A 19,952-nucleotide genomic window follows, 5' to 3' on the forward strand; every position below is an offset into this window, starting at 1 on the left:
CCCCTACTCCCCTACTCCCCTACTCCCCTACTCCCCATCGCCTTGTACACCGCAATGCCGGCGGCGAGGTCTTCGAGGGCTGCGCCGACCGATTTGAACAGCGTGATCTCACCGGGGCTCTGCCGGCCCTTCTTCTGGTCGCGTGCCAATTCATGAAGGTCGGCGACGATGGCTTGCGCCTCCAGCACGCCCGAGGCCAGCGGCTGGACGATGTCGCCCGCTTCCTTGGTGGCGCCGGCCCGGGTGTCGACGTAGACGCGGGCGCGCGCAATCGCATCGTCGTCGCTTTCGCGCATGGCCGGGGTGAAGCCGCCGACCAGATCGACATGGGTCCCCGGCTTCAACAGCGCGCCCTTGATCAGCGGCGTGGTCGTGATCGTCGCCGACGAAACGATGTCGGCCTGGCCGAGTTCGGCGTCGAGATCGCTCGCGGCGGTGGCCGCAAAGCCCTCGGCGCGCAATTCCGCCGCAACCTTTTCTGCATTGGCGGGCGTGCGGTTCCAGATGCGGATGACGGTGATCGGCCGCACCGCGCAATGCGCCCTGGCGAGGAACGGCGACAGCGCGCCGGCGCCGACCACCAGCAGCCGCGAAGCGTCCTCGCGGGCCAGATAGGAGGCTGCCAGCGCCGAGGCGCAGGCCGTGCGCCACTGCGTCAGGCGCTGGCCGTCGATCATGGCTTCAGGCTCGCCGGTCGCACCGTCGAGCAGGAGGTAAAGCCCCATCACAGCGGGTTTGCCCACGGCGTTGTTGTCGGGCGACACGGTGACGATCTTGACGCCGATATGGCCGCCTGCCGACGAGCCGGCGGCATTGAAGTCGGTCCAGGCCGGCATCAGGAGCAGGGTCGAGGCCGCGCCGTCGGGCCGTTCGACCGTATGGTGGTGCCTGACCGGCTGTACCGCGCCATCGCGAAAAGCCGCGCGCAGCGTTTCGACCAGGCCGGGAAAGGTCAGCGCCTGATCGACCTCGGCCGCCGAAATGCTCAACATAAGAAACTCCGTCGAGAGAAATACGCCTGACGCATGACCGCGAAATCAGAAGCGATTTTCTGCAAAGATCATGCGCAATCAAAAATGGTACAGCGTCCTTTGCGCGCCCAAAAAGGACGCGCGGCGGTTCCGGCTCAGCCCGTCGGCTTCGGCAAGGAGGGGCCTTGTTGCGCGGCCGGTGCCCGGCTGACCGCCTGGCGCAAGTTCTCGGCCTCGACGCCGCGCTGGCGCGCCAGCTTGCGATAGCGGCCCTGCTTGATCCAGGTCGCCAGGCTGCCGACGATCATGCCGATGGCGAGGGCCACGAACAGGAAGATGAAAAGCGGCAGCGTCATCGTCAGCGCCGGATTGCCGGGGTTGAATGGGTCCAGGGTGAAGGCAACCGGATCGCGGTTGGCGACCGCCAGCGCAATCAGAATGACGGCCAGCGGCACGAAGACCACGATGAGCATGAAACGATTGAACATAGAATTTCCTGTCGAAGGCGGGCTCTACCAAAGGCCGGCCCTCCTGAAAAGGCCGGCATGGCGCATGAGCCCGCGCGGCGCTTATTTGCCGCTGTTCAGCCTTTCACGCAATTCCTTGCCGGTCTTGAAGAACGGCACCCATTTCTCCTCGACCTCAACGGATTCCCCGGTACGCGGATTGCGGCCGGTGCGGGCGGGGCGGTTTTTCACCGAGAAAGCGCCGAAACCGCGCAGCTCGACCCGGTTGCCTTCGGCAAGCGCGTCGGTGATCTCGTCGAAAATCGCGCCGACAATGTTTTCGACGTCACGCAGGAAAAGGTGCGGGTTGCGTGTGGCGATGATCTGCACAAGTTCGGATTTGATCATGAGAAGGCTCCCCGTGAAAACACTGCGGTCAAATTATGAGGATGATTTTATTTGCTTTTTCACTCGTCTCAAGGGTGCCAGACGGAAACCAGACCGTCAAGAAACAAGCGATCGGCACCAAGTTCGTGAATGATGTCGCCGCCATAGTCGGGCAGGCCGAGCGCACTGCCGATGGTTCGCGCCATCGCCTTCGAGAACAGGAAACCGCCGCTTTCCGCGTCCTTCCACTCCACCACCTTGAGCTTGGCGTCGACGCCCTTGGTTGCGAGCCAGTCGATCGCTTCGGTCTCGCCGCCGACCGCGTCGACCAATTTGTTGGCAACGGCCTGCCGGCCGGTGAAGATCGATCCGTCGGCCAGCGCCAGCGCCTCCGGTTTGGTCATCTTGCGGCGTTCGGCGACGATGCCGACGAACCAGTCGTAGCTGTCGAGAATGAGCTTGCGGACCATGGTGCGCTCGTCGTCATTGGTCGGCTTGAAAGGCGACGGCGAAGCTTTCAACGGCGAGGATTTCACTTCCTCGAGCTTGACGCCGAGTTTGTTCATGAGGCCGCTGACGTCCGGATACTGGATCAGCACGCCTATCGAGCCGACAATAGACGATTTGCGCGCGACGATATGATCGGTCGCGGTGGCGATCATATAGCCCGCCGATGCGGCCAGCGTGCCGACCTGGGCCACCACCGGCTTCTCGGCGGCCAGCTCGCGCACTGCCTCGTAGATCGATTCGCCGCCGACGGTGGTGCCGCCAGGTGAATCGATCGACAGGATTACAGCTTTCACCCTCGAGGATTGACGGATGGCGTCCAGTTGCTTGATCAGGTCGTCGTCTTCGGTGATGGTGCCCTCGATCTTGACCTTGGCGATATGGTCGACCGCCGCGCCAGTGAAGTCATCGCCGTAAATCCAGGTCGAAAAGGCAATCAGCCCGGCTGCTGCGACGACAAGCGCTGCAACGCGCCAGAATGTCAGCTTGCGGCGCAAGCGGCGGCGGTCGATCAGGTCGTCGGCTCTCAGTACCATGGTCAGCCTCATAGTCGGTGGGGAGCAGATGCTTTTAAAGCAACCGCCCGCGCCCGGCTACCGATTCCTGACGAGCTTGCGCCAAAGACAAGGTCTCGACGTTGGCGAGCCGGCGTTACGAGAGAACATAAAAGACCAATCCACAGCCCCTAACGCTGTCCGCCCGTATCTGGTATGACGTGCAAGTTGTGCCGGTTTCATTTTCGTTTGTGCAACAGCAACCGTCACACTTTTGCGGTTTTCCTCCGCTTGTGCTTGCTTGAGGGCGCCGGCATCCCACCTATAGGGGTGCTTGGCGGCAGGGGCTTAGAAGAAAGCAGTTATGTTAGCGCGACCGATCGAACCGACCAACACCGAGACGGAGTTGGCTTCCCCGGACGTAGGCCCGGCGCGAGTCGACGCCTTCGGCATCGCCCAGCGCCATTCGCGCCGCGTGCGTATCTTGAAGCTGGCGGTGCCGCTGGCCGCTGCCGCGATCGCGGTCGCCGTCCCGGTCTATTCCTATCTCATGGCACCTGGCTCAATCCAAGTCCAGGCCGACGCCAGCGCGTTCGCCAATGGCAAGCTGGTGATGGCCAACCCCAAGCTCAACGGGTTCACCAAGCAGAAACTGCCCTATTCCATGACGGCTTTGCGCGCCATACAGGACGTGAGCCAGCAAGGTATCATCAATCTGGAAGGCATCGACGCCAAGCTGCCGATATCAACCGACAATGTGGCGGCCATCAATGCCCCGCACGGTAGCTTCAATCGCGATGGCAACACGATGAGCCTGACCAGCGATGTCACCATAACCACCACCGATGGTCTGGCGGCAAAGTTCAAATCGGTCTTTCTCGACATGGGCAAAGGCACTATGAAGACGAACGATCCGGTCGACGTCAGCCGTGGCGGGTCGCGGATTACCGCGGATTCGATGTCTGTCCAGGACAACGGCAAGATCGTGGTTTTCGAGAACAGAGTGCGTGTCAACATCGATCCCGCCAGCTTGAAGGCGGCAGAGGCAATGAGCGGAGAATCCAATGCGGTTCAGTAGTTCGACACGGCTCGTGGCCGCGGCTTCGGCGTTGCCGGCCGTAGGGCTGGCCGCCCTGGGGCTGGCTTTGGGGCTGACTTTGGCGGCGGCGCCGGCTCTGGCGCAGTCCAGGACCACCAGCCAGCTGTCGGGCCTCAAACTGTCCGGCGACAAGCCCATCCAGATCGAAAGCGACAAGCTCGAGGTCCGCCAAGCGGACAGCGTCGCCGTGTTCACCGGCAATGTAAACGTCGTCCAGGGTCCGACCTTGCTCAAGGCCGGCAAGATGACGGTCTATTACGTCAAGGACCCGGACGCTGCCGCCAAGGGTGAGCAGGCCTCGGGTGCCGCGATGACCGGCTCGGCCGACATCGACCGTCTGGAGGTCGCCAACAAGGTCTATATCAAATCGGACGACCAGGTCGCCACGGGCGACAGCGGCACCTTCGACATGAAGACGGAAGTGCTGGTGCTTTCAGGCAGCAAAGTCGTGCTCTCGCAAGGCGACAATGTACTGGTCGGCTGCAAGCTGACCGTGCAGATGAAGAGCGGTCTGGCCCAGGTCGACCCCTGCGGCGGTGGACGCGTCATGATGTCGATCACGCCGCCGAAGTCGGGAGCGGCGAACCCCTGATGGTCGACGTAGCATCGCTGTTGGCGCGTCTTCCAGGACGCGCCGCCAGCAAACTTGCGGCACCGGCCGCGGTTAACCTCGATCAGGTAAAATTCAAGGGAACCCTGATCGCCAAAGGGCTGACCAAAAGCTACAAGGGCCGCAAAGTCGTCAGTGGCGTGACGATCGGCGTGCGCGCCGGTGAGGCGGTCGGGCTGCTCGGCCCCAACGGCGCCGGCAAGACCACCTGCTTCTACATGGTCACCGGCCTGGTGCCGGTCGACGAAGGCACGATCGAAATCGACGGCTTCGATGTCACCTCTATGCCGATGTACCGCCGCGCCCGCCTTGGCATCGGCTACCTTCCGCAGGAGGCGTCGATCTTTCGCGGCTTGAGCGTCGAGCAAAACATCCGTGCCGTGCTCGAAGTGGTCGAGAAGAGCCGCAAGGAGCGCGAACGCATTCTCGACGAACTGCTCGAGGAGTTTCACATCAGCCATCTGCGCAAGGCCCCGTCGCTGTCGCTTTCCGGCGGCGAGCGGCGGCGCCTTGAAATCGCGCGCGCCCTGGCGACCCGCCCCGCATACATGCTGCTCGACGAGCCTTTCGCCGGTATCGATCCGATCGCCGTCGCCGACATCCAGCAACTCGTGCGCCATCTGACGGCGCGCGGCATCGGCGTGCTCATCACCGATCACAATGTCCGCGAGACGCTCGGCCTGATCGACCGCGCCTACATCATCCATGCCGGCCAGGTGTTGACCCATGGCCGGGCCGACGAAGTGGTGGCAAACCCGGATGTGCGGCGGCTTTATCTCGGTGAGGGTTTTACACTCTAAGCGTGAAAATTTCTGTCCAGACGCGGTTTTTGACGCGAGACAGAGCTTTTTCTTCGATTTCTCGTCGGAATACGCACGGACAGGCGAGTTTTGATCGCCGTCGCCTTGACAAGCAAAAGCCGGGCCAGTTTCTATGCCGAACTCCTTCCGGCAGTCCGGATGCGTAGACAGGGCGTTTGAAACCGAACCATGGCGTTGGCGGCAAAACTACAGCTACGACAGTCCCAGTCGCTGGTGATGACGCCGCAACTCATGCAGTCGATACGGCTGCTGCAGTTCACCCACATCGAGCTGGAACGCTTCATCGACGACGAGATCGAGCGCAATCCCTTGCTCGAGCGCGCCGAGCCGCAAGACGATGCCGTCAGCGACCAGGCGCAGAAGATCGATGCCGCGCCGGCAACGGCCACCGCCGGCGACTGGTTCGAGAAGGACACGGCGTGGAGCGCCGAGGCGATCTCGGAAAAGCTCGATACTTCGCTGGAAAACCTGTTTCCCGACGACCCCGGCACCAGCGAGCGACTCGGTCCCGACCTGACGGCCCAGTGGAAATCGGCATCCGGCAACGGTTCCGCATCCTCTTCCGACGGTTTTGACGTCGGAGACATGGCGGCCGGAGCCATCACGCTGCGCGAGCATGTCGCCGAGCAGGTTGCGCTTGCCTTCGCCGACCCGGCAGCACGCCTGATCGCCAGCGAACTGGCCGATGGCCTCGACGAGGCCGGCTACATGCGCGCCGACATGGCTGAGATCGCCACCCGTCTCGGCACCGACAGAGCGGCGGTGGCAAATGCGCTCGCGGTCTGCCAGACATTCGAGCCCACCGGCCTCTTTGCCCGCGATCTTTCCGAATGCCTGTCGCTGCAGCTTGCCGTCCGCGACCGTCTCGACCCTGCGATGAAGGCTTTGATTGCCAATCTCGAACTCCTGGCCCGGCGCGATTTCCAGACCCTGAAACGGATTTGTGGGGTGGATGAGGAGGATCTGCTCGACATGCTGGCCGAGATACGTGCGCTCGATCCGCGCCCGGGGATGGCGTTTTCGGGCGGCGCCAGCGACGCGATCATCGCCGATGTCGAAGTGCGTGCGGCCAATGACGGGAGCTGGGTGATCGAACTCAACCCCGAAACGCTGCCGCGCGTGCTGGTCGACCATATCTATTTCGCCCGGGTTTCGCCGCATGCGAAAAATCAGACGGAAAAGGATTTCCTGGCGGAGTGCCTGCAAAACGCCAATTGGCTGACGCGCAGCCTCGATCAGCGGGCGAAGACCATCCTCAAGGTTGCCTCAGAAATCGTGCGCCAGCAGGACGCCTTCCTCGTCCATGGCGTGCGTCACCTGAGGCCGCTCAACCTGCGCACGGTGGCCGACGCCATCGGCATGCACGAATCGACCGTCAGCCGGGTCACCGCCAACAAATACATGCTGACGCCGCGCGGCGTGTTCGAACTGCGCTATTTCTTCACCGCCTCGATCGCTTCGTCGGGTGGCGGTGACGCGCATTCGTCTGAAGCGGTGCGCGACCGCATCAAGCAGTTGATCGACGAGGAGAAACCTGCCGACGTGCTTTCCGACGACGCGATTGTGGATATGTTGCGGGAAAGCGGCGTCGATATCGCCAGGCGCACGGTCGCCAAGTATCGGGAGGGCATGAATATTCCCTCGTCGGTGCAGCGGCGGCGTGAAAAACGCGCTTTGGCCAGCGCCGGACGTTGATCTCCGACTGAATTTTCGACAGCTTTCGCACTTCATTGACAAGCCGCAATGAAGTGGCTAGAAGCCCGCCCGCATGGGACGGGCTACTGCCCGCATGCGGATGGTCCGTCACGACGTTGGCCACGGGACGGTCAAGAAGGCGGCTTGTGATCAATCGGAAAAGTTCGGATTTAAAATCGGCGCAAGTGACGCCGCAAAGCTTGTGCGCTCAGACCACGGGTATAAACTCGGGACAGTTTGAAGCCTGAGCAAGGAAGGTCAGTATTCAGATGACGCTGCGCATATCAGGAAAACACATGGATATCGGCGATGCGTTCCGTACGCGCATCAACGACCGTGTCGGAGAGGTGATCGGGAAATATTTCGATCGGGGCTTTTCTGGGCAAATTGTAGTCGTCAAATCGGGGTCGCGCTACACGGCCGATTGCATGATCCGGCTGGATTCCGGCGCTTCGCTGCAGGCGACCGGTGAAGCGCAGGATCCGACGCTCGCTTTCGAGGCGGCGGCGGATCGCCTCGAGACCCGCCTTCGGCGCTACAAGCGTCGGCTGAAGTCGCATAGTTCAGGCAACGCCAATGGCGAACCCACCGACGTCGCCTATACGGTGATGGCGCCGCTTGCCGACGATGACGAGGAAATGCCGGAGAATTTCGCGCCGGCCATCGTCGCCGAATCAACCATGACGCTGCGGACCATGTCGGTGGCGTCAGCGGTGATCGAACTCGACACCAAGGACAGCCCGGTCCTCGTCTTCCGCAACGCCGGAAACGAGCATCTCAATATCGTCTATCGTCGGCCGGACGGAAACATCGGCTGGATCGACCCGTCTACGACCAAGGTCGCGCAGGGCTGACGGCCGAGGCCGCACTGGGCTGACGGCCAAGGCCGCAGCGGTCTGATGGCCAAGGCCGCACTGGGATAAGGCACCAGCCGCACGCGAGAGTGAGGGCTGGCGACGGCAGGCGAACAAGGGATTTCAAGTATGGACCTGAGCGATCTTATCAACGTTCCGGCAATCTTGCCGGCGTTGAAGGCGAACTCCAAGAAGCAACTGCTGCAAATGCTGTCCGAAAGGGCGGCGGCGATTGCCGGCATTCCGGAACGGGAGGTGTTCGACACCATCCTGCAGCGTGAACGGCTGGGCTCGACCGGTGTCGGCAACGGCATTGCCATTCCGCATGGCAAGCTGGCCGGGGTGAAACGGATCGCCGGGGTTTTCGCCCGGCTGGAGACGCCGGTCGATTTCGAGGCGCTGGACGACCAGCCGGTCGATCTGGTGTTCCTGCTTTTGGCGCCCGAAGGCGCCGGCGCCGACCATCTCAAGGCGCTGTCGCGCATTGCGCGGGTGCTGCGCGACGCCGACACGGTGGCCAAGATCAGGGGCACCCGCGACGCCGCCGCGATCCATGCGCTTTTATCGGATACACAAGCCTCGCACGCGGCCTGAGTTTTTTCGATCAGTTCGGTTAAAGGGCCGCCGCGAGCGGCCCTATCCCGATTCTAACCAGATCGCTGCGCCGTCTTGTTAGTGGATGGCGACTTAGTGGATCGCGACGGGGGTCAGGTCGTTTTCCAGGGCGCCGGCCAGCGCCCGCTCGCGAGCGTCGGAAAGCAGGATCGGCTGGCCGTTGGCGGCAAACAGGGCCCACAGTTCCAGCCCGGGCGCGATTTCGCCGAGGCCCGGGAAACGGCCGCGCAGATCGTCGCTAGAGATTTTCCTGAGATAGGCCACCGAGCCTTCGCCGAGATGGGCGAACTCGCCGCTGGTCATGATAAGGTTTTCGTCAGTTCTGGTCATTTAAGCCTCCGTGCTGCGAGGACCCCGTTCAAGGCCGCCTCGCATGAGAGCAATCGGTAAAAATCAGTCTTTCACCGATATGTTTATTTTCCGTACCAGCCGTTCGGACTCGGGCCGATCGAGATCGATCGACAAAAGACCGTTCTTCAGCTCGGCCGCGATCACCCGCATGCCGTCGGCCAGCACGAAACAGCGCTGGAACTGGCGCGCGGCAATGCCGCGGTGCAGAAATTCGCGCTCGGTGTCATCGTTCTGACGGCCGCGCACGACCAACTGGTTCTCCTCCGTGGTCACATCGAGATCGTTTTCGGCGAAACCGGCGACAGCGAGTGTGATACGCAGCCTTTCGGCCTTGCCGTCGGCACCGCTGAGGCGCTCGATGTTGTAGGGAGGGTAGCTGTCACCCGACTTCGCCAGACGCTCCAGGGTCTTTTCCATGGCGTCGAAACCCAGGAGAAGCGGGCTGGAAAAAGGCGTCATTCGGCTCATGTTACACTGTCCTCTCAAGAGCGACATAAAGCGGAAAAACCCGTATGGCATTTTTCCCGATGGTCTTGATATGGTCCGCCCGGCGGTCGAGTTCAAGCCGTCAAAATCCCCGCCCAAAAAGACTCCCTAAAAAGGAATTGAAATGCCCCAATCCCGCAAGATCATCATCGACACGGATCCCGGCCAGGATGATGCCGTCGCCATATTGCTGGCGCTCGGCAGCGCCGAGCTGGAGATCGTCGGCATGACCGCCGTCGCCGGCAACGTGCCGCTGAGACTCACCGAAAAGAATGCACGCAAGATCTGCGAGCTGGCCGGCCGGCCCGACATCAAGGTCTATGCCGGCGCCATCCGGCCGCTGGCGCGCGAACTGGTCACCGCCGAGGAGGTGCATGGCGAGACCGGGCTCAACGGTCCGCAATTGCCCGAACCGACAATGGAGCTGCAGGACCAGTACGCGGTCGATTTCATCGTCGAGACGCTGATGAAGGAAGAGAGCGGCACGATCACCCTGTGCGCGCTCGGTCCGCTCACCAACATAGCGCTGGCGCTGATCCGCGAGCCGAAGATCGCGCCGCGCATCAAGGAAATCGTGCTGATGGGCGGCGGCTTCTTCGAAGGCGGCAACGTCACCCCGACCTCCGAATTCAACATCTATGTCGACCCGCATGCCGCCGATGTCGTATTCAAATCCGGCATTCCGATCGTCATGATGCCGCTCGACGTCACCCACAAGGCGCTGACCACGGCCAAGCGCACCCAAGCCTACCGCAAGCTCGGCACCAGGGTCGGCACGGCCACGGCGGAGATGCTGGAATTCTTCGAACGATTCGACGAAGCGAAATACGGCACCGACGGCGGTCCGCTGCATGACCCTTGCGTCATCGCCTATCTGTTGAAACCCGAGCTGTTCAGGGGCCGCAACTGCAACGTCGCTGTGGAAACCGCCTCGGAACTCACCATGGGCATGACCGTGATCGACTGGTGGGGCGTGACCAAACGGCCGAGCAACGCCATGGTGATGCGCGACATCGACCACGATGCGTTGTTCGCGCTGCTGCTGGAAAGGCTGGGCCGGCTTTAGGGCTTTTTTTCCTTCTCCCCTTGTGGGAGAAGGTGGCCGCGAAGCGGTCGGATGAGGGGTGCTCCAGCTTGGCACCGACGGCGATCCGTCCAGCACCCCTCAACCGTCTTGGCGCTGCGCGCCAATCCACCTTCTCCCACAAGGGGAGAAGGAAAAAAGGGTGCGGCCGCTGCTCACTTCGCCTTTGAAAATGCCAGCCACAGGCCGCCGCCGACCAGAAAACTGCCGCTTATCCGCGACAGCAGCTTGACGCGGCCGGCCGAAAGCAGGCGTCCGGCGCGGCCGGCGGCCAGCGCGTAGGTCGAATCCGATACGGCGGCAAAGATCATGGCGGTGAGACCCATGACGCCGATCTGCAACCCATAGCTGCCGTCAGGGGCGATGAACTGCGGAAAGAAGGCGCCGAAGAACACCAGCGTCTTGGGATTGCTGATCGCCACCAGCAGGCCCTGCAGGAAGAAGCCGCCGCGCGGTGTCTTTGCCGATCCGTCGGCGTTCAGCTTGCCCTTGGAGCGGAACATCTGCACACCCATCCAGATCAGATACGCGGCACCGATCAGCCTGACCCATTCGAACCAATGGCCCATTCCCGCGATCAGCGAGGTCAATCCGATGCCGACAATGGCGATCATGATCGCCAGTCCGGCCTGTGTGCCGGCGACGTTGGCGAGGCCGGCGCGAGAGCCATGGCGGATGCTGTTGGCGATGATCAGCGTGACCGTCGGTCCGGGTACCAGGATGATGACAAGGCAGGCGACGAGATAGGTGGCATAGAGTTCCAGCGACATGGTTTCCTCAACAGTATGCGGCTTTGCGACACGGCTGACCGCGATCAATGCATGACAGTAACGCGGCTGCAAGCCGGCAGGAGATGTCGCCGCAACCTTGACCTGGATTATTTTAGGCTCCAGCCAGCCACGGCAGCGTCGTCTCGTAGGCTGCCGCCGCTCTCAGCACGGCCATGTCACCGCGCGGCCGTCCGATCAATTGCATGCCCATCGGCCTGCCGCTGCCATCGAAGCCGGCCGGTACACTGACCGCCGGGCAGCCGCCCAGCGTGGCGAGCGCTGACACCTGCATCCAGCGGTGATAGCTGTCCATGGCACGCCCGGCCACCTCCCTGGGCCAAGGAGTACCGACATCGAAGGGAAAAACCTGCGCGGTTGGCAGCGCGATCAGGTCGAAGCGGTCGAAGAGTGACAGCAACGTTCGATGCCAGGACGAGCGTCTCACCGTGGCGGCGTGGATCTGCGGCGCCGTGAGTTGCAGCGCCTGTTCCACCTCCCACACGGCCTCCGGCTTCAGAAGAGCGCGTTTCAAGGGATCGTCGTAATGCGCCTTGAGCGCACAACCGCTGCTCGCCTGGCGCAGCGTCACGAAGGCCTGCCACAGCGCTTCGAAATCGAAATCCGGCACCAGCGCTTCGGTCTGAAAGGATGCCGCGGCGAACCGGCCGAGAGCGGCCTCGCAAAGACTAGGAATGCCGGGTTCGACCGGCAGATGACCACCGAGATCGCCGAGCCAGGCGATGCGGCCGCCGGCCGTCGGCGTTTGCAGTCCCTGCAGGAAGCAGCCCTGTTTGTGATGCGAGAGCGGCGCGCGAGGGTCGTAGCCAGCCTGCTCGTCGAGCAGCAACGCCATGTCGCGCACGCTGCGGCCCAGCGGTCCTTCGACGCCCATCTGTGCGTGGAAGACGTCAAGCTCGGGGCCGGCCGGGACAAGCCCCTGCGACGGACGGAAGCCATAGACGTTGTTGTAGGCGGCCGGGTTGCGCAGCGAGCCGCCAAAGTCGCTGCCGTCGGCGACAGGCACCATGTCGAGCGCCAGTGCGACCGCCGCGCCGCCGCTCGAACCGCCGGCGGTCAAGGCCGGGTCGAAAGCATTGAGTGTCGAACCGAACACCGTGTTGTAGGTGTTGGAGCCCAGGCCGAATTCGGGAACGTTGGTCTTGCCGATGATGATGGCGCCGGCCTTGCGGATGCGCTCGACGAAGAAATCGTCTTCCTGCGGTACGAAATCGGCGAAGATCGGCGAGCCGAAGCTGGTCCTGAGGCCCTTGGTCTGCGCGAGATCCTTGATGGCGATCGGCAGACCGAACAGCGGTCCGGCATGCCCTGCATGCGCCAGATGGGCGTCTGCCCTGTCGGCCTCGCGCAAGATGTCGGCACGGTCGCGCAGCGAGACGATGGCATTGACCAGCGGGTTTACCGCGTCGATCCGGTCGAGGAATGCCGTCGCCACCTCGCGCACCGACAACCGCCTGCGCCGGATCGCCTCGGCAAGATCCACGGCGGACAGGCGGCAGATATTGCCGGCAGGCGGCACGGCGTGTTTTGTGGCCGGACGCATGGCTCTCACCTGGCTGGCGTGTTTTGGAGCGCCGCCTCGACGTCCTTCGCTAGTGGGATCGCCGGCTGGGCGCCGGGCTTCAGGCAAGCGAGCGAACCAGCGGCTGCAGCACGGGCGAGCGCCTGGTCGAGCGGCAGGCCCGATGACAGCCCGGCGGCGAAATAGCCGCAGAACGTGTCGCCGGCGCCGACCGTATCGACCGGAGTGACGTTCAACGCCGGAACCATCAGGAGATCGGCTGGCGTGGCGGCCAGAACGCCGTCACCGCCGAGCGTGACGACGATTGTGCGACCGGTCGTCCCCGCGAAATCGCGCATCCGCGCCGGACGATCGCGGCCGCTCAGCGACAGCGCCTCGCCATAGAGGTCGAATTCGGTTTCGTTGGCGACGACATAGTCGGCCTTGCCGAGGAAGGCGGCCGCCTCTGCGCGGAACGGTGCCGTGTTGAGCACGGTAACCGCGCCTGCCGCCCGTGCTGCGTCCAGTGCTGCATCGACAGTCTGCAGCGGGATTTCCTGCTGCAGGAGCACGACATCGCCCGTCTTCATGAAAGCCTTGGAGAGGTCGCCTATGACGACCGAATCATTGGCGCCCGGCACCACGGCAATGACATTCTCGCCGTGGTCGGCGACCAAGATCAAGGCCGTGCCGGTCGAGGCGAAGGTTTCACCGACACCGGACAGGTCGATCTTGCCGTCCCGCAACAGCGCCAGCGCTTCGGTGGCGAAATTGTCCTTGCCGACCGCGCCGACCATGCGCACCTTGGCGCCGGCACGCGCGGCGGCCAGCGCCTGGTTGGCGCCCTTGCCGCCGGGTGCGGTGGCGAAACCGGAGCCACGGACCGTCTCGCCCGGTGCGGGCAAGCGGTCGACATTGGCGATAAGGTCGAGGTTGATCGAGCCGACAACGATTATCAAGTGGTGCCTCCCTGCTGACTGCGGGAAGCTACTCCGTAAGGCCGCCGCTTGCCAGACCGCGCGATCTAATCGCGTCAGGTTTGAACGCGCTTCTCAGCGCAACTCCAGGCGTCGGCGGTGCCGACATCGACAATTGGCGCGCGATTTCAGGATCCGACCTGTCCCGCTTCCCAGCCAAGGATGGCGCGTTTGCGCGTCAGGCCCCAGTGGTAGCCTGTGAGCGCGCCGGACTTGCCGAGAGCCCGGTGGCACGGCACCACGAAGGACATCGGATTGGCGCCAACCGCGGCACCCACCGCCCGGCTGGCGCTCGGTGCGCCGATGCCGGCAGCGATCGAGGAATAGGTGCAGGCCTTGCCCATCGGGATGCGCAGCAGGGCGTCCCAGACGCGGACCTGGAAGTCGGTGCCGATCAAGACGACGCGCAGCGGCTGGTCGGCGCGCCACAGTGCCGGGTCGAAGATGCGCGCCGCATAGGGCGCCGTCGCGGCCATGTCCTCGACATAATTTGCGTTCGGCCAGCGGCCGGACATGTCGGCAAAGGCTGCGCGCTCGTCGCCGGCATCGCTGAAGGCGAGGCCGGCAAGCCCACGATCTGTGACCATGATCAGGGCGATGCCGAAAGGCGAGATATGATAGCCGTAGCGGATCGTCAGCCCGGCGCCGCGCGTCTTGTAGTCGCCCGGCGACATCGCCTCGTGGGTGACGAAAAGGTCGTGCAACCGGCCGGGGCCTGACATGCCGACCTCGAAAGAAGCCTCGAGCAGCGGCATGCCGGAATCGAGCAGTTTGCGCGCATGGTCGAGCGTGACCGCCTGCAGAAACGCCTTGGGCGACAGGCCGGCCCAGCGAGTGAAGAGCTTCTGCAACCCGGTCGGCGTCTCGCCGACTTCCTCCGCCAATATTTCGAGCGACGGCTGGTCACGATAGTCAAGGCTGATCTTCTCGATCGCGCGCCGAACAACTTCGTAGTCACCGCCTTCGGGTGTGATGTCTTTCTTCAGAATAGCTGTCTGTGCGTTCATCGGGCCATCTCCTTGATCGTGAATATCGTCCTTCGCGGCTCCGATCACCACCCGAAACTTGCCTTCTCGTCATGTGCATCCAGATAGATCTGGCTTCGAGCAAGGAGCCGACGAGGGCTGGCAAAAAGGTGCATTCCAGCAGGGAGAAGTAGACGCTGCCGATTACCGTTCTTGGCCGATTGCCGGTTTATGAGGCACCGCAGAACCGGTTCGCGAACGAGGCGGTTCGCTCACATTCAGCGCGCTTTCGCGGTCGCCAGGGCGCGCGAAAAGGCTGACGCAAAGCTCTCGCGGTCATCGGGATTGAGGAAGCCGCCGATCGGCACATTCTGGCCTTGTGCTTCCACCGCCATCCTGGTGATGCCGATTTCGGCGTGGCGGGCGACCGAAAAACGCGCCCAGAACGGATTGAAGCGATGGGCTTCCGATTTGCCTGATGGCGCGGTCTTGCGAATGTCGAGGCTGGTGCGCGAGACCGACACCTCCTCACGGGCGCGGGCGGCACGATAATTGGCGCGAAAGGCGATGTAGACGGCGATGACGTCGAGACCCAGGAAGCCGAACACCGGCCAGGCGCCGCGCGACAGGAAAAACGCTCCGGTGACCAACGAGCCGAACAGCAGAGCGCCCATCAGGATGGCAAAGCCGGTTTTGCCCAGCGACCGATGCGGTATCAGCAACGCCTGGAAGAATGGCTCGTCGGCCTGAAATGAGGCGTTTGTGTCGCTCATGCCGGGATATTATAGGAAGGGGATGACGAGCCCCAAGTCCAAAAATTCCTCTACACCCAAAAATGAACTGCTCCCCGGCCGACGCGACGGTGCGAACGCCAAACCGCGTGCCCGGCCGGTGCGGTCCGATTCGCGCTACAGCCCGGCCGAAGTGCACGAGATTTTCCGACGCTTTTCCGTTCAGCGGCCCGAGCCGAAGGGCGAGCTCGAACACATCAACGCCTTCACGCTGCTGGTGGCGGTGGTGCTTTCGGCACAGGCGACCGATGTCGGCGTTAACAAGGCAACGCGGGCGCTGTTCAAGGTCGCCGACACGCCGCAAAAGATGCTGGCTCTCGGCGAAGCCAAGGTCGGCGACTATATCCGCACCGTTGGGCTCTGGCGCAACAAGGCCAAGAACGTCATCGCGCTGTCGGAGGCGCTGATCCGCGATCATGGTGGCGAGGTGCCCGACGACCGCGATCAATTGGTCAAGCTGCCGGGCGTCGGGCGCAAGACCGCCAATGTCGTGCTCAACATGGCCTTCGGCCAGCACACCATGGCGGTCGACACGCATATCTTTCGCATCGGCAACCGCCTGCGGCTGGCGCCCGGCAAGACGCCGGAACAGGTCGAGCAGGGGCTGTTGAGGATCATTCCGGACGAATACATGCGCCATGCGCATCACTGGCTGATCCTGCATGGCCGCTATGTCTGCAAGGCGCGCAAACCGGATTGCCCGGTCTGTGTCATCGCCGACATCTGCAAGGCTGAGGAGAAGACGAATGATGTTCCGGCGCCGCTGGTCGAAATTGCGCCGCTCGAACCGTTAAGCGAAATTCAGTAGCCGTAGCCGCGCGCCATCGCCGCGGCGAAGACCGGGATCAGCAGGAAGATCAAGGCTTCGGCGCGGACATAAGTTCGAACGGATGCAAGTTGTGCTGTCGGCACTTGAAAGCCGGGGCTGGCCGAGGCCTGCCTGCTCCAGGACGCAAAGCGGACCGTCGGGACGATCGACAGCAGGCCGACGGTGACGAAGGCCACCATCTTTGCCCAGAACGCCCAGTTGTAGACGTAGAATTCCCAACCCTTCAGGCCGTAGATGACGCGTCCGATGCCGACAACGATGATCAGCATGGCGATGATGCCGTAATGGCGATCGATGCCGACAAGCCGCCGAAGCGTCGCGGCGGGCAGATCGCCGCGGATCAGGACAAATTCGGCGCCGATGATGCCGGCCAGTGAAAACACCAGCAGATGATGAAAGATGGCAAGCAGAAGATCGGTGGTATCCATGCCCTTTTCCCTCCGTCGGACGGCACAGCGGACGCTGAATCAGTTTCGTGCGAAGGGTAGCATCGTTCGGCAAGAATCCCATGCCGGAGCTGGCGTTCGCGACTACGTCCCTGCTTTGTTGACGCCAAATCCTGACAAACTAAATTTTGCCCATGACCAGGCTGAAACGCGCCTTGAACCCGATGCCGGAAGACATTCGAACCGCTTTGACAAAGCAGGGATTGATGGCGGCCTATGATGACAGACCGGATTATCAGAAGAACGACTATCTCGGCTGGATCGCTCGTGCCAAACGCGCCGAGACAAGACACAAGCGGCTCGACCAGATGCTGGACGAGTTGAAGCGCGGCGGCGTCTACATGAACATGCCCTGGCGCCGCTGAAACCGCGCTTGTCAGGTCACAGTTTCCCGCGGTCGAAGCGCCTCGACCTCGTTTCTCGCGCTGGAAGATGATCTGCCCTGTCCTGGCTCTTGTTGGACATTTGGGCGACATGCATGAGGCACCGGCAAACAACCACTTTGAATTTGCGCATGATCGTTTCGGAGGCGGTTTTTCGGCGATCATGCGCCGCGAGGCAGAGTTATGGGAAATCCAGGAGCAGCCAGTGCACCGGTCATCGAGACGAAGCGAACCATCTTGCGGCCACACCAGCTCGATGATTTCGATGCCTATGTTGCCATGTGGGCCGATCCGGAGGTCACCCGCTTCATCGGCGGCAAGCCGCGCACGCGCGAGGAAAGCTGGATGCGCTTCCTGCGTCATGCCGGCCTGTGGTCGCTGCTGGGCTACGGCTTCTGGGCGATCGAGGACAAGGCATCCGGCCGCTTCATCGGCGAGGCCGGCTTCCACGATCTGAAGCGCGACATGGTGCCGTCGATCGAAGGCGTTCCGGAAGCCGGTTGGGCGGTGGTCCCGAGCGCACATGGCCAAGGGTTCGCCAGCGAAGTCGTCGGACGGGCTCTCGCCTGGGGCGACGAGGCATTCGGGCGTGCAAGGACTGTCTGCATCATCGATCCGGAAAACACCGCTTCGCTGAGCGTCGCGGCCAAATGCGGCTACAGCGAAGTGTTGCGGACCACCTATCACGACAATGCGACGATCCTGCTGGAACGGCAGCCCTAGCGGTTGCGGCCTGGCATCCTGTGGTTCTGGTCGAATTGAGGCTTTCTACGCCTGCCGCTTCAGCGCCGGGCCTTCCGCTTCGGCCTTTAGGGCCGCCTGTTCGAGCATCGAGCCGTCTTCGCCGAAAGCGCGGGTGGCGCGCGCGGCCGCCTCGATCAGCGGATTTTTCATGCGCTGCAGAAAGGCCACGTCGACGCGCGTGCTCGGGCCGGACAGCGTCAACGCACCGAGCAGGGTGTGCCCCGGCCCGAACACTGGTGCTGAAACGCCCGCCGTCTCGGGGTCGCGATCGCCGACCGACAAACAATGGTAGGTTTTGCGGATCGTCTCGTATGGTTCACCCTGCTGACCGGAAAACGCCGCAAGCACGCGGCCGCCTGTGCCGGCCAGCAGGGGCAGCACGTCGCCTTCCCGGATGGTGTAGCGGATGGGATGCTTGGACTCGACGCGGTAAAGACAAGTGCGCACGTCGCCCGAACGGACATAGAAAGCGACGCTTTCCCAGCTTCGCTCGGCCAGATCGCGCATGATCGGCAGCAGGATGTCGATCGCCACCACCGAACGCTGGTATAGGGCGCCCAGCCGAAAGGTGGCAGGGCCGACACGATAGCGGCCGTCGTCGAGACGCTCCAGCAATTGCCCGCGCAGCAACGAGTTCGCCAGCCTCAGGATCGTGCTCTTGTAGAGGCCGGTGCGCGCCGCGATTTCGGCCAGGCTGAGCGAACGGTCGGCAGCAGCGAAAGCATCGAGGATGGCGATCGCACGATCGAGCGCGGCAACGCCGTTGGTCGACGCAGGCTTGGATTGTGTTACGGTTGTCCGCTTGACCACGTCGTTCCGTTCCCAGTTGGACAGAAGGGCCGATCGGAACAATTGTGCCGCATCCGGACAGTTCTGTCCAGCAGAATGCCATTCCGGTTGACAGAACGATGCAAAGACTGCATGAATTTTTGTCGAGCGGGTCTGAATTCAGGCTACGTTGCTGGCAGGCACCGGAGGAGGTGTCGTGATTGGAGGATCCCCATGCTGAACAGACGCAGATTTTTAACGAGCACCGCCGCTGCCGGCGCCGCCGGTTTCGCAGCGTTGCATCTCTCGCCCGCTTTCGCGCAGGACGCACCGCAGATCCAGATCTTTGTGCCGGCAGCGCCCGGCGGCGGCTGGGACCAGACGGCGCGCACGATGGACCAGGTGCTGCGCAGTGAGAAGCTGATCTCCGGTTCGCAGATCACCAATGTCGGCGGCGCCGGCGGCACAGTCGGCCTGCCGCAATTCATCAGCCAGTGGAACGGCAAGGGCAATTCGCTGATGGTTGCCGGCATGGTCATGGTTGGCGCCATCATCGCCAACAAATCGGCCAACAATCTCACCGAGGTCACGCCGATCGCCCGCCTCACCGGCGAATTCGAGGCGCTGGTGGTGCCGGCGGCCTCGCCGTTCAAGACAGCAGCGGATTTCGTCGCCGCCCTCAAGGCCGATCCGACCAAGGTTCCGGTGGCAGGCGGTTCGGCCGGCGGTTCGGACCACATATTGTTCGGCCTTATCGCCAAGACGGCCGGTGTTCCGGCAGCCAACCTCTCTTACGTGCCGTTCGCCGGCGGCGGCGAGGCATTGTCGGCGCTTCTCGGCAACCAGGTCGCGGCCGGCATCTCCGGCTACGGCGAGTTCTCCGAACAGGTCAAGGCAGGCGCGCTTCGGCTGCTTGCCATTTCCGCGGACAAGCGCCAGGAAGGCATCGACGCACCGACGATGAAGGAAGCCGGCATCGATGTTGAACTGTTCAACTGGCGCGGCGTCTTCGCACCGCCGGGCGTTTCCGACGCCGACAAGGCGGCGATGATCACGCTGGTCGAGACGATGGCCAAAAGCGAAGCCTGGGCCACCGAATGCAAAAACCGCAACTGGACGCAGATCCTGCTCACCGGCGACGACTACGCGAAATTTCTCACCGAAGACACGGCTAGGATCGCAGCCATCCTCAAGGACCTCGGCCTTGCCTGATGTCCCCGGAGAGGGGCGGTCTGCACTGCCCCTTTCCGATGTTCGCCAGCCGCATGGACATACGATCCGGCGCGAGTGAAACTGCGGTGAGGTCGGCCGTGGGAGACCGGCTATCCAGGGAGGACGAT

24 protein-coding genes are annotated in these 19,952 nt (G+C 63.0%); 11 read left to right on the forward strand and 13 right to left on the reverse strand.

The genetic code is table 11. The features are described from left to right. Positions 1-11: 11 nt before the first annotated feature. From lhpI to sppA, 4 genes are all read right to left on the reverse strand, one after another. Positions 12-992: a bifunctional Delta(1)-pyrroline-2-carboxylate/Delta(1)-piperideine-2-carboxylate reductase gene (gene lhpI, locus AC0L17_RS23210; RefSeq protein ID WP_473517541.1), complete on the reverse strand. Its 981-nt coding sequence runs from the start codon at positions 990-992 to the stop codon at positions 12-14. A 134-nt stretch (positions 993-1,126) separates the two neighbouring features. Next, positions 1,127-1,459, reverse strand: coding sequence for a LapA family protein (locus tag AC0L17_RS23215; RefSeq protein WP_091595569.1), 333 nt, complete (start codon positions 1,457-1,459; stop codon positions 1,127-1,129). A gap of 81 nt (positions 1,460-1,540) precedes the next feature. After that, positions 1,541-1,825, reverse strand: a complete 285-nt coding sequence (locus tag AC0L17_RS23220; RefSeq protein WP_023797441.1) for an integration host factor subunit beta — start codon at positions 1,823-1,825, stop codon at positions 1,541-1,543. A 68-nt stretch (positions 1,826-1,893) separates the two neighbouring features. Then, the gene (sppA, locus tag AC0L17_RS23225; protein ID WP_091595680.1) at positions 1,894-2,847 is read right to left on the reverse strand and encodes a signal peptide peptidase SppA; all 954 of its coding nucleotides are present in this window, start codon (positions 2,845-2,847) and stop codon (positions 1,894-1,896) included. Positions 2,848-3,169: 322 nt separating this feature from the next. On the opposite strand from sppA, the gene lptC reads away from it, so the two are divergent. The 6 genes from lptC (at position 3,170) to ptsN (ending at position 8,478) form a co-directional block, all read left to right on the forward strand. Then, positions 3,170-3,883: an LPS export ABC transporter periplasmic protein LptC gene (gene lptC, locus AC0L17_RS23230; protein WP_091595571.1), complete on the forward strand. Its 714-nt coding sequence runs from the start codon at positions 3,170-3,172 to the stop codon at positions 3,881-3,883. Further along, positions 3,870-4,496, forward strand: a complete 627-nt coding sequence (locus AC0L17_RS23235) for an LptA/OstA family protein (RefSeq protein ID WP_091595573.1) — start codon at positions 3,870-3,872, stop codon at positions 4,494-4,496. The genes lptC and AC0L17_RS23235 overlap by 14 nt, the downstream gene beginning before the upstream one ends. Further along, positions 4,496-5,314 carry an LPS export ABC transporter ATP-binding protein gene (gene lptB, locus AC0L17_RS23240; RefSeq protein ID WP_027153062.1) on the forward strand — a complete coding sequence of 273 codons (819 nt, stop codon included), beginning with the start codon at positions 4,496-4,498 and terminating at the stop codon, positions 5,312-5,314. The genes AC0L17_RS23235 and lptB overlap by 1 nt, the downstream gene beginning before the upstream one ends. Positions 5,315-5,503: 189 nt before the next feature. After that, positions 5,504-7,030 (forward strand): RNA polymerase factor sigma-54, encoded by a 1,527-nt coding sequence (rpoN, locus tag AC0L17_RS23245; RefSeq protein WP_473517542.1) that lies wholly within the window; start codon positions 5,504-5,506, stop codon positions 7,028-7,030. Between the two features lie 269 nt (positions 7,031-7,299). Then, a complete protein-coding gene (gene hpf, locus AC0L17_RS23250) occupies positions 7,300-7,884 on the forward strand; it encodes a ribosome hibernation-promoting factor, HPF/YfiA family (RefSeq protein ID WP_473517543.1) in 585 nt (194 codons plus the stop codon). 129 nt (positions 7,885-8,013) lie between these two features. Next, the gene (gene ptsN, locus AC0L17_RS23255) at positions 8,014-8,478 is read left to right on the forward strand and encodes a PTS IIA-like nitrogen regulatory protein PtsN (protein ID WP_023797448.1); all 465 of its coding nucleotides are present in this window, start codon (positions 8,014-8,016) and stop codon (positions 8,476-8,478) included. Positions 8,479-8,571: 93 nt separating this feature from the next. Here the strand turns inward: ptsN and AC0L17_RS23260 are convergent, their stop codons facing one another. Together AC0L17_RS23260 and AC0L17_RS23265 are read right to left on the reverse strand one after the other, a co-directional pair. Continuing rightward, positions 8,572-8,829 (reverse strand): BQ00720 family protein, encoded by a 258-nt coding sequence (locus AC0L17_RS23260; RefSeq protein WP_023797449.1) that lies wholly within the window; start codon positions 8,827-8,829, stop codon positions 8,572-8,574. 63 nt (positions 8,830-8,892) lie between these two features. Beyond that, positions 8,893-9,318: an Hsp20 family protein gene (locus AC0L17_RS23265; RefSeq protein WP_023797450.1), complete on the reverse strand. Its 426-nt coding sequence runs from the start codon at positions 9,316-9,318 to the stop codon at positions 8,893-8,895. Positions 9,319-9,460: 142 nt separating this feature from the next. On the opposite strand from AC0L17_RS23265, the gene AC0L17_RS23270 reads away from it, so the two are divergent. Next, complete coding sequence (locus tag AC0L17_RS23270; protein ID WP_473517544.1) at positions 9,461-10,402, forward strand: nucleoside hydrolase; 942 nt, start codon at positions 9,461-9,463, stop codon at positions 10,400-10,402. Positions 10,403-10,575: 173 nt separating this feature from the next. Here the strand turns inward: AC0L17_RS23270 and AC0L17_RS23275 are convergent, their stop codons facing one another. From AC0L17_RS23275 to AC0L17_RS23295, 5 genes are all read right to left on the reverse strand, one after another. Then, the gene (locus tag AC0L17_RS23275; protein WP_473517545.1) at positions 10,576-11,190 is read right to left on the reverse strand and encodes a LysE family translocator; all 615 of its coding nucleotides are present in this window, start codon (positions 11,188-11,190) and stop codon (positions 10,576-10,578) included. Between the two features lie 112 nt (positions 11,191-11,302). Then, the gene (locus AC0L17_RS23280; protein ID WP_473517546.1) at positions 11,303-12,751 is read right to left on the reverse strand and encodes an amidase; all 1,449 of its coding nucleotides are present in this window, start codon (positions 12,749-12,751) and stop codon (positions 11,303-11,305) included. Between the two features lie 5 nt (positions 12,752-12,756). Beyond that, complete coding sequence (locus tag AC0L17_RS23285) at positions 12,757-13,668, reverse strand: ribokinase (protein WP_473517547.1); 912 nt, start codon at positions 13,666-13,668, stop codon at positions 12,757-12,759. A 146-nt stretch (positions 13,669-13,814) separates the two neighbouring features. Continuing rightward, positions 13,815-14,693, reverse strand: coding sequence for a methylated-DNA--[protein]-cysteine S-methyltransferase (locus AC0L17_RS23290; RefSeq protein WP_473517548.1), 879 nt, complete (start codon positions 14,691-14,693; stop codon positions 13,815-13,817). A gap of 236 nt (positions 14,694-14,929) precedes the next feature. Then, on the reverse strand, positions 14,930-15,424 hold the full coding sequence (locus tag AC0L17_RS23295) for a DUF2244 domain-containing protein (RefSeq protein ID WP_091595586.1): 495 nt from the start codon (positions 15,422-15,424) through the stop codon (positions 14,930-14,932). Between the two features lie 22 nt (positions 15,425-15,446). Here AC0L17_RS23295 and nth point away from each other — a divergent pair, with 22 nt between their 5' ends. Beyond that, positions 15,447-16,250 carry an endonuclease III gene (gene nth / locus AC0L17_RS23300; protein WP_473517549.1) on the forward strand — a complete coding sequence of 268 codons (804 nt, stop codon included), beginning with the start codon at positions 15,447-15,449 and terminating at the stop codon, positions 16,248-16,250. Here the strand turns inward: nth and AC0L17_RS23305 are convergent. Continuing rightward, positions 16,244-16,699, reverse strand: coding sequence for a DUF2214 family protein (locus tag AC0L17_RS23305; RefSeq protein ID WP_473517550.1), 456 nt, complete (start codon positions 16,697-16,699; stop codon positions 16,244-16,246). The two genes, nth and AC0L17_RS23305, sit on opposite strands and share 7 nt — an antisense overlap. Positions 16,700-16,881: 182 nt before the next feature. Between AC0L17_RS23305 and AC0L17_RS23310 the strand changes: the two genes are divergently transcribed. Both AC0L17_RS23310 and AC0L17_RS23315 read left to right on the forward strand, forming a co-directional pair. After that, positions 16,882-17,082, forward strand: coding sequence for a YdeI/OmpD-associated family protein (locus AC0L17_RS23310; RefSeq protein ID WP_473517595.1), 201 nt, complete (start codon positions 16,882-16,884; stop codon positions 17,080-17,082). Positions 17,083-17,283: 201 nt separating this feature from the next. Then, complete coding sequence (locus AC0L17_RS23315) at positions 17,284-17,823, forward strand: GNAT family N-acetyltransferase (protein ID WP_473517551.1); 540 nt, start codon at positions 17,284-17,286, stop codon at positions 17,821-17,823. Between the two features lie 45 nt (positions 17,824-17,868). On the opposite strand, the gene AC0L17_RS23320 is transcribed toward AC0L17_RS23315, so the two are convergent. Continuing rightward, positions 17,869-18,654 carry an IclR family transcriptional regulator gene (locus AC0L17_RS23320; protein ID WP_287222453.1) on the reverse strand — a complete coding sequence of 262 codons (786 nt, stop codon included), beginning with the start codon at positions 18,652-18,654 and terminating at the stop codon, positions 17,869-17,871. Between the two features lie 192 nt (positions 18,655-18,846). On the opposite strand from AC0L17_RS23320, the gene AC0L17_RS23325 reads away from it, so the two are divergent. Then, positions 18,847-19,824: a Bug family tripartite tricarboxylate transporter substrate binding protein gene (locus tag AC0L17_RS23325; RefSeq protein ID WP_091595596.1), complete on the forward strand. Its 978-nt coding sequence runs from the start codon at positions 18,847-18,849 to the stop codon at positions 19,822-19,824. Positions 19,825-19,952 lie beyond the last annotated feature (128 nt).

The sequence above is a fragment of the Mesorhizobium sp. WSM4829 genome (assembly GCF_055811475.1).

Coding starts and splice junctions, on each gene's coding strand:
- lhpI (WP_473517541.1), bottom strand. CDS start 992: ATGTTGAGCATTTCGGCGGCCGAGGTCGATCAGGCGCTGACCTTTCCC.
- AC0L17_RS23215 (WP_091595569.1), bottom strand. CDS start 1,459: ATGTTCAATCGTTTCATGCTCATCGTGGTCTTCGTGCCGCTGGCCGTC.
- AC0L17_RS23220 (WP_023797441.1), bottom strand. CDS start 1,825: ATGATCAAATCCGAACTTGTGCAGATCATCGCCACACGCAACCCGCAC.
- sppA (WP_091595680.1), bottom strand. CDS start 2,847: ATGGTACTGAGAGCCGACGACCTGATCGACCGCCGCCGCTTGCGCCGC.
- lptC (WP_091595571.1), top strand. CDS start 3,170: ATGTTAGCGCGACCGATCGAACCGACCAACACCGAGACGGAGTTGGCT.
- AC0L17_RS23235 (WP_091595573.1), top strand. CDS start 3,870: ATGCGGTTCAGTAGTTCGACACGGCTCGTGGCCGCGGCTTCGGCGTTG.
- lptB (WP_027153062.1), top strand. CDS start 4,496: ATGGTCGACGTAGCATCGCTGTTGGCGCGTCTTCCAGGACGCGCCGCC.
- rpoN (WP_473517542.1), top strand. CDS start 5,504: ATGGCGTTGGCGGCAAAACTACAGCTACGACAGTCCCAGTCGCTGGTG.
- hpf (WP_473517543.1), top strand. CDS start 7,300: ATGACGCTGCGCATATCAGGAAAACACATGGATATCGGCGATGCGTTC.
- ptsN (WP_023797448.1), top strand. CDS start 8,014: ATGGACCTGAGCGATCTTATCAACGTTCCGGCAATCTTGCCGGCGTTG.
- AC0L17_RS23260 (WP_023797449.1), bottom strand. CDS start 8,829: ATGACCAGAACTGACGAAAACCTTATCATGACCAGCGGCGAGTTCGCC.
- AC0L17_RS23265 (WP_023797450.1), bottom strand. CDS start 9,318: ATGAGCCGAATGACGCCTTTTTCCAGCCCGCTTCTCCTGGGTTTCGAC.
- AC0L17_RS23270 (WP_473517544.1), top strand. CDS start 9,461: ATGCCCCAATCCCGCAAGATCATCATCGACACGGATCCCGGCCAGGAT.
- AC0L17_RS23275 (WP_473517545.1), bottom strand. CDS start 11,190: ATGTCGCTGGAACTCTATGCCACCTATCTCGTCGCCTGCCTTGTCATC.
- AC0L17_RS23280 (WP_473517546.1), bottom strand. CDS start 12,751: ATGCGTCCGGCCACAAAACACGCCGTGCCGCCTGCCGGCAATATCTGC.
- AC0L17_RS23290 (WP_473517548.1), bottom strand. CDS start 14,693: ATGAACGCACAGACAGCTATTCTGAAGAAAGACATCACACCCGAAGGC.
- AC0L17_RS23295 (WP_091595586.1), bottom strand. CDS start 15,424: ATGAGCGACACAAACGCCTCATTTCAGGCCGACGAGCCATTCTTCCAG.
- nth (WP_473517549.1), top strand. CDS start 15,447: ATGACGAGCCCCAAGTCCAAAAATTCCTCTACACCCAAAAATGAACTG.
- AC0L17_RS23305 (WP_473517550.1), bottom strand. CDS start 16,699: ATGGATACCACCGATCTTCTGCTTGCCATCTTTCATCATCTGCTGGTG.
- AC0L17_RS23310 (WP_473517595.1), top strand. CDS start 16,882: ATGCCGGAAGACATTCGAACCGCTTTGACAAAGCAGGGATTGATGGCG.
- AC0L17_RS23315 (WP_473517551.1), top strand. CDS start 17,284: ATGGGAAATCCAGGAGCAGCCAGTGCACCGGTCATCGAGACGAAGCGA.
- AC0L17_RS23325 (WP_091595596.1), top strand. CDS start 18,847: ATGCTGAACAGACGCAGATTTTTAACGAGCACCGCCGCTGCCGGCGCC.